General features: G+C 47.3%; 15 protein-coding genes. 8 read left to right on the forward strand and 7 right to left on the reverse strand.

Translation table 11 applies throughout. The annotated features are described in order from the left end of the window. Positions 1–10 precede the first annotated feature (10 nt). From NO559_RS07005 to NO559_RS07025, 5 genes are all read left to right on the forward strand, one after another. Positions 11–721, forward strand: coding sequence for an HAD family hydrolase (locus NO559_RS07005; protein WP_258331096.1), 711 nt, complete (start codon positions 11–13; stop codon positions 719–721). 131 nt (positions 722–852) lie between these two features. After that, on the forward strand, positions 853–1,386 hold the full coding sequence (locus tag NO559_RS07010; RefSeq protein ID WP_258331097.1) for a hypothetical protein: 534 nt from the start codon (positions 853–855) through the stop codon (positions 1,384–1,386). A 241-nt stretch (positions 1,387–1,627) separates the two neighbouring features. Further along, positions 1,628–2,050, forward strand: a complete 423-nt coding sequence (locus NO559_RS07015) for a hypothetical protein (RefSeq protein WP_258331098.1) — start codon at positions 1,628–1,630, stop codon at positions 2,048–2,050. A gap of 67 nt (positions 2,051–2,117) precedes the next feature. Beyond that, positions 2,118–2,306, forward strand: a complete 189-nt coding sequence (locus NO559_RS07020) for a hypothetical protein (protein ID WP_258331099.1) — start codon at positions 2,118–2,120, stop codon at positions 2,304–2,306. Positions 2,307–2,395: 89 nt separating this feature from the next. Next, positions 2,396–3,256 (forward strand): helix-turn-helix transcriptional regulator, encoded by an 861-nt coding sequence (locus tag NO559_RS07025; protein WP_258331100.1) that lies wholly within the window; start codon positions 2,396–2,398, stop codon positions 3,254–3,256. A 148-nt stretch (positions 3,257–3,404) separates the two neighbouring features. Here NO559_RS07025 and NO559_RS07030 read toward each other — a convergent pair whose 3' ends face one another. From NO559_RS07030 to NO559_RS07045, 4 genes are all read right to left on the reverse strand, one after another. After that, positions 3,405–3,668, reverse strand: a complete 264-nt coding sequence (locus NO559_RS07030; RefSeq protein WP_258331101.1) for a hypothetical protein — start codon at positions 3,666–3,668, stop codon at positions 3,405–3,407. Between the two features lie 350 nt (positions 3,669–4,018). After that, positions 4,019–4,357: a P-II family nitrogen regulator gene (gene glnK, locus NO559_RS07035; protein WP_019528474.1), complete on the reverse strand. Its 339-nt coding sequence runs from the start codon at positions 4,355–4,357 to the stop codon at positions 4,019–4,021. Positions 4,358–4,464: 107 nt separating this feature from the next. Then, a complete protein-coding gene (locus NO559_RS07040) occupies positions 4,465–5,709 on the reverse strand; it encodes an ammonium transporter (protein ID WP_258331102.1) in 1,245 nt (414 codons plus the stop codon). 59 nt (positions 5,710–5,768) lie between these two features. Then, a complete protein-coding gene (locus NO559_RS07045; RefSeq protein WP_258331103.1) occupies positions 5,769–6,455 on the reverse strand; it encodes a TorF family putative porin in 687 nt (228 codons plus the stop codon). 285 nt (positions 6,456–6,740) lie between these two features. Here NO559_RS07045 and NO559_RS07050 point away from each other — a divergent pair, with 285 nt between their 5' ends. After that, positions 6,741–6,971 carry an accessory factor UbiK family protein gene (locus tag NO559_RS07050; RefSeq protein ID WP_258331104.1) on the forward strand — a complete coding sequence of 77 codons (231 nt, stop codon included), beginning with the start codon at positions 6,741–6,743 and terminating at the stop codon, positions 6,969–6,971. A 92-nt stretch (positions 6,972–7,063) separates the two neighbouring features. Continuing rightward, positions 7,064–8,566 (forward strand): YifB family Mg chelatase-like AAA ATPase, encoded by a 1,503-nt coding sequence (locus NO559_RS07055; RefSeq protein ID WP_258331129.1) that lies wholly within the window; start codon positions 7,064–7,066, stop codon positions 8,564–8,566. Positions 8,567–8,639: 73 nt separating this feature from the next. Here the strand turns inward: NO559_RS07055 and NO559_RS07060 are convergent, their stop codons facing one another. Then, a complete protein-coding gene (locus tag NO559_RS07060; RefSeq protein ID WP_258331105.1) occupies positions 8,640–9,245 on the reverse strand; it encodes a PEP-CTERM sorting domain-containing protein in 606 nt (201 codons plus the stop codon). 288 nt (positions 9,246–9,533) lie between these two features. On the opposite strand from NO559_RS07060, the gene NO559_RS07065 reads away from it, so the two are divergent. After that, entirely contained in the window at positions 9,534–9,776 is a 243-nt protein-coding gene (locus tag NO559_RS07065) for a DUF6868 family protein (protein ID WP_258331106.1), read from the forward strand. On the opposite strand, the gene NO559_RS07070 is transcribed toward NO559_RS07065, so the two are convergent. After that, positions 9,773–10,618: an RNA pseudouridine synthase gene (locus tag NO559_RS07070; RefSeq protein WP_258331107.1), complete on the reverse strand. Its 846-nt coding sequence runs from the start codon at positions 10,616–10,618 to the stop codon at positions 9,773–9,775. The two genes, NO559_RS07065 and NO559_RS07070, sit on opposite strands and share 4 nt — an antisense overlap. 93 nt (positions 10,619–10,711) lie before the next feature. Then, a complete protein-coding gene (locus NO559_RS07075; protein WP_258331108.1) occupies positions 10,712–12,415 on the reverse strand; it encodes a bifunctional diguanylate cyclase/phosphodiesterase in 1,704 nt (567 codons plus the stop codon). Positions 12,416–12,483 lie beyond the last annotated feature (68 nt).

Raw genomic sequence — 12,483 nt, forward strand, 5'->3', positions numbered from 1 at the left:
GCAGCCACTTATGCCAAGCATTAAAACTATCACCTTTGATTTAGACGACACCCTTTGGCAGGTTAAACCCACCCTGCAACATGCCGAGCAGCAAACCTATCAGTGGCTACAAACCCACACCCCCGCACTCACCGAAAAATTTGACCTAACAAGCCTGATGCAATGGCGTATGCAGCTGCATAACAACCGGCCAGAGCTGGCCCACCAAATCAGCGAGTCGCGAAAAATCGCCATCGCCGAGGCGCTGATTAAAGTCGGCTACCCCCACCAGCAGGCACAAAACTTATCGGCGCAAGCCTTTGCCGTATTTATCAAAGCCCGCCATCAGCTGGATATATTCGACGAGGTAGAGCCGCTGCTGCAACAACTCAAACAACGCTATCAACTGGGCGTACTCACCAACGGCAACGCCGATGTGCGCAAACTGCCCATTAGCCACTACTTTGATTTTGCCTACAGCGCCGAACAACTCAACGCCAGCAAACCCGCCCCCGATTTATTTCACGCCGCCCTGCAACACAGCCAATGCCAGCCCCACGAACTAATACATATAGGCGATCATTTAGAGCACGACGTACAAGGCGCACTGGATGCAGGCTGCCATGCAATTTGGTTGAATTGGGGGACAGAGGTTTTGCCGCAACAGCATCGGGCGCATGAGGTGAAGGATTTGGCTGAGGTGCCAGAGGTGGTGGCGCGGATAGAGGGTGGTGGGAAGTAAGGCGTTGTCAGTATGTAATTATTTCGGTTTTTTTATTGTTGAAATATAAGGTGGATGATTGATACTGGTGGGGACATTTAAAAATAAATTGTTCTGATGTATTCATTAAACTGTTAAGTGAGAGAGGAAGCATGGACCCGATTATTGGTTATATCGCAACTGGAGTTATCAGCCTTACAGTTGGCCTCTTACTCCAATTTCTTAAGTCCAAACCCAGATTAAAATATTTTCTGCCAGGAACCTTTCTTTTTCAGATTAATGAGCCAAGGGCCGACATAAGGACTGACTCTTTAACAATTGAGAATTTTGGGCTCAAGACTGCAACCAATATCGAAATCATTCATAAAGACAAACCAGATCACTTCCAATTCTCTCAGGCTATAGGATTTAGTGAATCGACGAACCCCGACGGTAGCCATATCACAAAAATACCGTCTCTCGGCCCAAAAGAACACGTGAATATTCAGTATCTAAGTCACGCTAAGGCTCCCGTACTTCTAAATATTCGATCTGACTCTGGCACGGCAAAGCAGATACAAGTTCGCTTTTTGCCTGTTTTTCCAATGTGGTTTAATGTTGGAGCTTGCGCACTAACATTAGTGGGACTGGGTACTACTGCATATGGGCTATATACGTTAGGAATGATCATATATGGCATCACCTAACAAAGCGATCAAAGCACAGGAACAAATGACTCAGAGTCTTTAAAATTTATGTTCGTGGACCCATCATTCTAACATTCTAGGGGGGAGTGATCACTCTTACCCACTTAAAATTCAGTAAACTGGATTAGGGCATGAATTTAATAAGCCAAGGTTATAAGGCTATAAAAGATTTACAAGATCAAATTTACGTCGCCTTCACCACTTTCACCTACCAATAATCTTGGAATTAGGTTATCGAGCTATGAAATCAAGCAACCGCGTAATCATTATTTTATGCTCAACTTTCATAATGATGAGTATACTTTTCCCGCCCTATAGCCGGCTTGATGTGTTTTCTGGGTTTTATTTTATTTTTGGAAAAAGCGCCTCTCGTCATTTGGAAATCGACCATGTAAGACTTGGCGTTATCGTTTTATGCATAATTTTGTCTACAATTATTGCAGTGACAGCCTCATCAATGAATGCATTTCAAAACATGCAAATAGCCCTAACAAAATTTATAAAAAGCCCCGCTATGACTAAGATTTTTTACGCATCTAAAGCAGGTTTGGATAAATTACTGAAAGCAGGAAGCGCAGCATGGATGTTTATAGAAAAATATTGGATCTGGGCCTTCATTATTGCAGCAATATTAAAAGCCATCTCATTTGGCATACGTAATTAAAAATCAACAACAAGGACACAGTCAATTAAATAACACGACTTATATCACCCTACAAAGGATCAACCCCATGAACACCTTAAAATACAGCACCCTCTTCGCACTCATCATCCTTATAGCAAGCTGTGGCAAGTCCGAAGAGCCAGCAGGCGTAATTCCCGAGCATCAAATGCAAGCGCTGGAATCGGCAAAAAATGTAGAGCAAGTATTAAAAGATGCCGAGCAACAGAACCGGCAGCAAATAGAACCCACACCATAAAAGCCTAAAGCTATAATAAGTTCTGCGGCTTGTACGCTATAACCCTATAATGGCCGCTACTTAATAGCAGTAAAAAACCTATACCTTCTATGCAAGAATACGCCAACAGCCTAGAGCACTTAGGCTTTGCTATCAGCCAGCAAGGCCGCGACGATTTTTTTAAAACCCTCAGCCAGAGCTTTGTTGAATTGCCGCGCTGTGGCGGCCATGTGGTGATTTTATATTACCCGGCTAATGACAAGCCGCGCTGCCTATACAACGACTGCAAAAGCGCTGAGGCTTACCAGTTAGAAGTGCAAGCTTATATTGATGGTCCCTATATTTTTGACCCCTATTACCAAGCGCAATTAGATGGCCTGCCAGATGGCGCCTATCGCTTACGCGATATAGCACCCGATAATTTTAAGAAGACGGAATACTACAAGCACTACTATATGCCTTCGCTGCTGGCCGACGAGCTCTGTTATTTGGTGACTTTAGGTGATAATGAGTACCTGCATTTTTCTATCACGCCTGCGGATATCAGCAGCAAGTTCCCCAAAAGCGTTTTGCGTTATTTAAACAGCCTGCACACCGTAATACCGGCCCTAATCCAACAACACTGGCAGCTAAGCCAGCCACAAAAAATAACAGCTGCTGGTAGTAGTTTTAATAACACCCTGCAACACGCGCTAAAACATTTTGGCAGCTCGCTATTATCACCCCGCGAACAGCAGGTTTTGCATATGCTATTACGCGGCCACTCTGGCAAGTCTGCCGCGCAACGGCTAGCGATTTCCAGCGAAACGGTAAAACTGCACCGCAAAAACATTTATCAAAAGTTAGATGTGAGCACGCTATCCGAATTATTTTATTTGTTTATAGATTCACTGCCACTCACCAATGTAAACAGCGCCAGCGACCCTTTAGAAAAATATATGGGGGTTAAGCCGCTAGTTGAGAGTCGCTAGATTCCAGTCCAAAGTCTCTAGTCTCTAGTCTCTAGAGAGAATTCAAAACAAAAAAGGCCAGCCCCCTAAGGGGCCAGCCTTGCTACTTAGCGACTATCAACTAGATACTGTTATCTAGCGACTAGAGGCTCTCAACTAGCGACTGAAATCATATCGGCCTATCACCATAACGGCTCAACGGTTTTTTCGGCGGCGCGGCGGTTACGTGCGGCTCTATTTGCTGCACCTTGCCACCCTGGGCCAAAAAGCGCGCCACGGCGTCGTCTATTTGATCCCTCACTTGCTCCTTGGCGGCCACGGTATGTGACTCCGGACTTTCATCGACTTGTTTTATAGAAGACATATCCAATGCGTCCTCCACTGCCCTGTGTACGGCAGGCTTTTTTGACATTGAAGGCGACTGTTTAGCCATACCCGCAAACCCTCTCTCGTTAATACTGTGTGGCTCAAACTATGCACCCCGCTTTATACCTGGCTAGACAACTTCTGCTTTGCAACACGGCTATTGCGCAGAGAAATATATATAGCTCAGTGGCGTTTAGCTGCCATGGTTTTACGGTGTTTTTATAGTTTGATTTGCTCTATCAGCTTGCGCTTACATTACTTTGTATTCCCTCAGCGATTAAAAGCAGTCTGTAATACATCGGCAAATATCCCAAAAGCTGTAGTGCTAAACCGCTAAAATATGTGTTTTTAACGGCCACAAAAAAGCCCGCAAGCGAGAGCTGACGGGCTTTTGACGGTTTTGCCAGGCGACGGGGTTTAAACTGCTTCGGCGCCAGTTTCACCGGTGCGTATGCGGATGATTTGCTCTATAGGCGAAACAAAGATTTTACCATCGCCAATTTTGCCGGTATTGGCGGCATTGGTGATGGCTTCTATCACCTGCTCTACCCTGTCGTCGGCTACGACTGTTTCCAGTTTAACCTTGGGTAAAAAGTCCACCACGTACTCGGCACCACGGTATAGCTCGGTGTGGCCTTTTTGGCGGCCAAAACCTTTAACTTCCGTTACAGTAATACCTTGCACCCCTATCTCTGATAAGGATTCCCTCACATCATCCAGCTTAAACGGCTTGATCACAGCGGTTACCAATTTCATGTAAAAAGTCCTCTAGGGTTCTATTCAGTTAATGGCGCTAATCATAGCAAGCTTTGCGCGCTAAAGCGGGCTTTAGCTTGGCTACCCGCACAATTTTTGGCTTTCAATTACTGGCTCATAAATTCAGGGTAGGCCTCCATACCGCACTCGGATAAATCACCGCCTTGGTATTCCTCTGCGGCGCTTACCCGTATACCCAGGGTGGCCTTAATTAGCGCCCAAACCGCTAAGCTGCTAACAAACACCCAAGTGAAAATCGTTACCGCCCCTATGATTTGCCCCAGTAAGCTGGCGTTGTCGTTGGTTACCGGCACTAGCAATAGGCCCAGCAAGCCCACCACCCCGTGTACTGATATCGCACCTACGGGGTCGTCGATTTTTAATTTATCCAGGCCAATAATGCTAAACACCACCAACACCCCTGCCACTAGGCCAAATAAGGTGGCCAGTAAAGGCGTAGGCGTAGAGGGCTCGGCGGTAATCACAACCAAGCCCGCCAACACACCGTTTAACACCATGGTTAAATCGGCCTTGCCGTACAGTAAACGCGCCGCTAGCAATGCGCCTACCAAGCCGCCCGCCGCCGCCATATTGGTGTTCATAAACACCACTGCTACGCTGTTGGCCGAGTCTACACTGGCGGTAGCTAATACCGAACCACCGTTAAAACCAAACCAGCCCATCCATAAAATAAAGGTGCCCAAGGTTGCCATAGGGAGGTTGGCACCGGGTATGGCCACTACCTGGCCCTGGGCATTGTATTTGCCCTTGCGCGCACCCAGCAATAACACCCCTGCCAAAGCCGCTGCCGCGCCCGCCATATGGACTATGCCTGAACCGGCGAAGTCAGAGAAACCTAAATCACCCAAGTTATAGAGGCCGAACACGTCCATACCGCCCCAGGTCCATGAGCCTTCTACGGGGTATATCACCGCGGTTAAGACCACCGCAAATAATAAAAAGGACCATAGCTTCATGCGTTCAGCCACTGCACCCGAGACTATAGACATAGCGGTAGCCACAAACACCACCTGAAAGAAAAAGTCTGCCGAGGGTGCATAGCTGGCTTTTTCTTCCGCGGCAGCTCCGGCAACACCATCACCCATAATGCCGCTAAGAAACATGCCCAAACCTTTGTCGTACATTAGCTCATAGCCCACTGCCATATACATAATGCAGGCAACGGCAAATAGGGCGATGTTTTTAGTTAAAATTTCTGTGGTGTTTTTAGCGCGTACTAAGCCGGCTTCTAGCATGGCAAAGCCCGCGGCCATCCACATAACTAAGGCGCCACAGACTAAAAAATAAAAAGTATCTAAGGCGTACTGCAATTCAAAAATCGGGGTTTCCATAAACTAAGCCCTCCACCAGCTTAGGTTCTTTTCAATAAAATAGCGCTAGGCACTATCGCTTATAAATCAAACTGTTTGCCTAGGGTAAAAATTAATGCCTCACCTTGAGTGGCATTACCGCTGCTATTGCTTTGATCTGATATTTCTTTGCTATTAACAATTAGCACTATGCCCAGATCGATTTCACTAATCGTGGTGCCATAGCCCAGCTCTACAAATTCACCATCAAAGTCATCACTGTAGCTGCCATAGCGGGCATAGGCACCCGAGCTATGCTGATATTTAATTTCGCTAAAGGTGTAATCTAATTCTGGGCCGGAAAAATTTTGATAATCACCAATGCTGTGCATCGCACTAACCGGGCCCCAGCTGGCACCTAAATTGATTTCTTTATACGTGTCATCAAACTCGCCGGTGTAGTAATAATTGGTAAAGCCTACGCTAAACTCAAAGGCCTCTACGGCGAAGGCATAACTGCCATACACATCTACCTCTACGCCATCACCCACATCGGCAGCCCATACACCGCCCTGCAATTTACCCAGCTTAGTCTCGCCCAGGCTAAACTCACTAAGCGCATAATCTAAACCTGCACTGGCAGAAGATTCATTTTGAAAAATACCTCGATAATAATACTCAGAGGCATAACCTATATTTGCCGAGAGCTGCCCCTGCGCCAGCACAGGCGCTGATAGGGCCAATAGGCCTGGTAACGCCATAGCCGTTATTGCGGTACTTGTTTTCATCACTGCGGTATCCCCTATATTGTCTTAATATTGTTTTTTTAATTATCGGTTGCCTGTAGCAGCGCGTACCCAATAGCCATAGCAGATGCCATACCAAAAAATTAAAACCCTTATAATTCAAAGTGTTGAGTTTTTAACTAGGCCAGCACCTATACTGCTCAGCACCAACATGGTGCTGACTGATCCAAAATGCAGCAAACTAAAAGCTATGACTGTTTCAGCATAGCCAAGTTAGGCAATAAGCCATACAATCGCAGCCACAACCATTATTCGACGACGCCCCACATGAATGACCGCATAGAACAATTTATCGCCCAGGCGAAACAATTTTTACCCAGTGACAGCATGGGTAAAGAGCTAGAAAAGAACTTACGAGCCTTGGCCAGCAGTACCTTTAGCAAGATGGATTTGGTAAGCCGTGAAGAGTTTGAAGCCCAAACCGCCGTGCTGGCACGCACCCGCGAAAAATTAGAACAACTAGAGCAACAGCTAGAACAATTAAGCCAACAGCCCTAACAAACTCATTGGCAAGAACAAGCTCAACAACAAGCCCAATAACAATAAAGTGCCCTGCATGATGCAGCGGCCAGACACAACAAGGATGTATGATGTCACTCGCCATTGTTTACACCCGTGCCAAACGCGGCATAGAAGCACCACTGGTTAGCGTAGAAACGCATTTATCCAATGGTTTACCGGCACTTAATATAGTCGGGCTGCCAGAAACAGCGGTGAAAGAGTCCAAGGACCGAGTACGCAGCGCTATTATTAACTCCCACTTTGAGTTCCCCGCTCGCCGCATCACCATTAATTTAGCCCCTGCCGACTTACCCAAAGAGGGCGGCCGTTTTGATTTACCTATAGCACTGGGGATTTTAGCCGCTTCCGGACAAGTGCCCATAGAATCGCTGCGCAACACCGAATTTATAGGCGAGCTAGCCTTAACCGGTGATTTACGCAGCGTTACCGGCGCGCTGGCCGCCTCACTGCAAAGCCAACAAGATCAGCGCGCCATTGTGGTCCCAGCCGCCAATGCCGACGAGGCAGCCTTGGCCGAAAAAAGCGTTGTATTCAGCGCCAGTAATTTATTACAGCTCTGTGCGCACCTGCACCAGCGTGAACAGCTCAGCCCCCATGTGCGCCCACCGCAAACCGGGGCCAGCATTAAATACCCTGACCTTAGTGATATTAAAGGCCAACAGCAGGCGCGCCGCGCTTTAGAAGTAGCCGCTGCCGGGCAGCACAATCTATTGTTTAGCGGCCCACCCGGTACCGGTAAGACCATGTTAGCCAGCCGCCTACCCGGCATACTGCCACCGCTAAGCCAGGATGAAATGCTAGAAGTGGCCAACCTTTATTCCGTTAGCCAGCAATACAAGGCCACGCTTTTGTATCAGCAGCGGCCTTTTCGCAACCCTCATCACAGCGCCTCAGCCGTGGCCTTGGTGGGCGGCGGCAGCAACCCCAAACCCGGTGAAATTTCACTGGCCCATAATGGCGTATTATTTTTAGATGAGCTGCCAGAATTTCAACGTAATGTATTAGAGGTGTTGCGCGAACCCTTAGAGTCGGGGGAAATATTGATTAGCCGCGCCAACCAGCAAGTATGTTTTCCCGCCCGGTTTCAGTTGGTGGCCGCCATGAACCCCTGCCCCTGCGGCTACTATGGTGACAGCGAACGACTATGCCGCTGCACGCCCGACCGTATCAACCGCTATCGCGATAAAATCTCTGGGCCTTTATTGGACCGCATAGATTTGCAGCTCAGCGTTAATCGCATAGCGCCAGAGTTACTCGCCAATAATAAAAATAGTGCAACGGAAAACTCAGCCACCGTCGCCAAAAGAGTATTGGCGGCTAGAAACGTGCAATGGCTGCGCCAGCAAAAAACCAATGCACAATTAAACAATCAAGAAATAGAGCAGCACTGTGCGCTAAATGACGAGGGCCTGCAATTACTCACCCAGGCCAGCCATAAATTGCAGCTTTCGCCGCGTGCCTATTACCGCATTTTGCGGGTAGCTCGCACCATAGCCGACTTAGCCCACAGCCCAGATATACGGCTATGCGATTTAAGCGAGGCTATAGGCTACCGCGGTGCCAGCAACTAATTAGTTTTAACAAAAAAAAACGGCACCTATGATAGATGCCGTTTTATTAAACTCGCCGTACTAGCAAGCCAGTTTATTTGATATTGCGTCTCGCCGTTACTAAACCTACCAAGCCCAAACCTAATAACGCCAAGGTACCTGGCTCAGAAACCGCTGAGGCGGTGATCGCAGTAGTGAAGTAGTTGTAATTTTCATTATAAGGATCAGCTGACCATATCCATTCAGCACCGGCGCTAACACCAGGTCTATAACCCCAAGGCCAGTTACCATTGCTACCCAAAGAACGCGGTGCTTGGTAGTTATTCCAGCCGCTGGTGCTCACTGACCAGTCAGTAGTATTAGTCGTCAAGTTAGAGCCGCCGTTAGCGAAGCTATGGTCAGTGCCCGTCAAATTAAACTCACCTAAAAAGCCGGCAATGCCACCTTGGTCGTAGGCGTAGATATGTAAAAAATAATCCTGGCCTTGCGCTAAGCTAACGTTGTTGAAGCTGTAGGTATGACCCCAGTTATTACCCTGCGCAAGATACACACCTTGCGTATTATCGTCGGTTGCCAAGTAGGCGACAAAACCATTATCGACGTTCAAGCCACCTGACAATAAGGTGGCCATTGCATGGCTGCTCGCCAACAAGGCCGTTACCGCCGCGGCTTTTATTACTTTTGCAAAGTACTTCTTCATATCACTAAACCTATATTGCTCACAGTTATCTCTAAGGGGCGAGACAGCCTTTCTATGCAGAGTATTTAGCAAAATAGAGGCCAATTAAATTTTATCTATTAAAATCAAATATATAGATAACTTAACATCTGATTAAAAATCGCTAAATGTAATGTATTTCGACACTATAATCGTGAGTTAAGCAAAGACCACAGCCCCCTAACGAGCGCCATTAGCCATAAGCGCTATACTACTTAAACCGCCGGGATGCAGAGCAGGTGACGGCTAATAACCACTAAGAGGTGCGCCATGACCATAGAACAACTCAGCCAGCTGTTGCTATACAGCACGCTACTCAATTATGGCTTCCTGCTATTGTGGCTGCTTATGCTGAGCTGGCCCAAATCTTGGCTGCGGCGCCTGCACGGGGTCTGGTTTAATATTAAGGCTGAGCGCTTTGACCTTATCCATTACCAACTGATGGGCGCTTATAAATTACTGATTTTAATTTTTAATTTTGTGCCTTATCTGGCTCTCAAAATGCTTTTCTAAAGCTTCAGCATTAATGCCTCAGGCAATTGGTAATGCTGTTGGCTGCCGCTAACGGGGCAACAAAAAGCCAAGCTATAGGCACAGAGCTGTAAGTTTTGGCTATGACTTTCGCCATACAGCCTATCGCCCACTATGGCAAAACCGCTATGGGCCAAGTGCTGACGTATTTGATGCTTGCGCCCGGTTTCTATACTCACATCTACTAAGGAGTGATTTTTTTCTGCGCTATAGGCTAAGTGATAAAAATGGCTGCAAGCGGCTTTATTATTCACTGACTCGCGAACAGTGTAGGGTTTGGGCTGCTGGCTAAAATCACCCACTACCACGGCGTGATATTTTTTTTCTAACTGGCGCGATTCAAATAGCGAAGAAAATTGCTGCGCCACTTTTTTACTATGGGCAATAATAATCAAACCGCTAGTTGCCCTATCTAATCTATGCACAATAAAAGCGGGCCGCTGGGGCTGCAGCTGAATTTCAGCCCAACGGCTAATGGTGCAATGATCGCCCCATTTAGAGCCCTGCGACAACATGCCATAGGGTTTATACCAAATACTGTAAGCCCCCTCATCGGCCAGCAATTGCGCCGCCGGCACTACCGCCTCTAACACTGCATGATTGATATAAAGATGCAATTCATCGCCGCTATTAAGCTGCGTTTTAGCACGCCGTAAACGCCGGGTATGCTTACCACGGCTTAACCACAGCGCACCTTTATGCATAAAGCCTTTAATCGCCTGCTTAGAATAACCAGAAGCAGATGCCAGTGCATCGAGTACCTGTGCAGGCTCAGTAATAGCAAGGTGAAATTCTTGTACTGCCTCTAAAGGATTATGATCCATACTGCCATCCCATTAGCTCGGCTGTAGACTGTAGACTGTAGACTGTAGACTGTAGACTGTAGACTGTAGACTGTAGACTGTAGACTGTAAAAATTATGCCGTAACAGTAACACGCTGATCGATAATAGCAGTAAAGTCTTGCACACTCACCGCCGGGCTAAAGTAGTAGCCCTGTACTTGTTCACAGTTATGCTCCCATAAAAACTGTATCTGCTCTAAGGTTTCGGCACCTTCGGCTATGACTTTTATTTTTAAGCTATGGGCTAGGTTAATCATGGCTTTGACGATTTCAGCGTCGCCAAAATCTTCGGTGACATTACTGACAAAGCTGCGATCAATTTTAAGTGCTGAAATAGGCAAACGCTGTATGTGGGCAAAGGAGGAAAAGCCAGTACCAAAATCATCCAGCGAAAAAGTAATGCCCAATTGGCTTAAAGCCATCATGCCTTCATAGGTTTGTTGAAAATTCGACATGATGGCGGTTTCGGTTAATTCAAACTCTAAGCGGTGGGCATCCACACGGCTATCTTTAATAATACGCGCAGCCGTTTCTACAAACATATTATCTTGCAGCTGTTTAAAGGATAGATTTATGGCCACGTGTAAATCGTGGTTACCGCAATCATCAAAATACTTCATATCCTTGCAAGCTTGCTGTATTACCCAATAACCTATGGGGATAATCAAGCCACACTCTTCGGCCAAGGGAATAAACTCTGCTGGCGACACCAAGCCACGCTTGGGGTGATGCCAACGAATTAAGCCTTCCATACCTACGGTTTCGCCACTGCGTAAATCTACCCGTGGCTGGTAATACATTTCAAACTGATTGGCGCGCAAGGCTAGGCGTAAATCTTTTTCTAAATTGACGCGCTGCAAGGCACCTATTTGGGTTTCCTCACTGTAAAAATGATATTGGCTGCCGCGCTCTGACTTGGCCTCCATCATCGCCATATTGGCACGTTTAAGCAGGCCGTCTACCGTCTCTCCCGACTCCGGGTACATGGCCACGCCTATGCTGCAGCTAATAATCACCGGCGCGCCCTCTATCATATAGGGGGCCGATAACACATCTATCACCTTTTGTGACACCAGAGCTACATCTTCAGCGCTGCGACAGTCATCTAATATCAAGGCGAACTCATCACCGCCCATGCGCGCTAGGCGATCACTTTTACGCACGCAACGCGCCAAGCGCCGCGCCATGGTGCGCACCATTTCGTCGGCGGTATCCATGCTATAGGCTTGGTTGATGCGCTTAAAACCATCGAGATTAATTAACAATAAGCCCAGCTTGGCGTGCTGGGCTTTGGCAGAGACTATGGCAGCATCCAGGGTCTGCCTAAACATCTGGCGATTGGGTATGCCGGTTAACGGATCATAGAGGTGAGATTGTGAAAGTTTCTGGTCAACAACGCTGCGATCCAAAGCATAGCGAAAGGAGCGCTCCAGTATGGCAACATGCAGGTTGTCGGTAGTTAGGCAGTCTACTGCCCCTAGGTCGTGAGCCAGCACCGATAACTCGCTATCGCTGTGCTCAAAAAGAGTGATGCAGGGCAAAGCAGCGCCTTGCTGTATATAACTTAATAAATACAGTGCGCGCTCTGGGTCGGCTTGGCAATCGATCAAAACCAGATCATAAGACTCGGCCGCAAGTTCACGCTCTGCACGGTCGTGGTCCTCAGACCACACCAGCAAATAGGGCTGACGTTTTATGTGTTGCAACTGCTCGATAAGCAGCTGATATTGGCTTTGCGTGCCGCCGGCTAATAAAATCCGTACTGAGGCATCTCTCATACATCTACCTTTGACGGATCCAATCCCTGGGCCCTAGATACTTCTCTGACTTTTGTTAATTTAATTAT

Source organism: Dasania sp. GY-MA-18 (assembly GCF_024734385.1).
Lineage (GTDB): Bacteria > Pseudomonadota > Gammaproteobacteria > Pseudomonadales > Dasaniaceae > Dasania > Dasania phycosphaerae.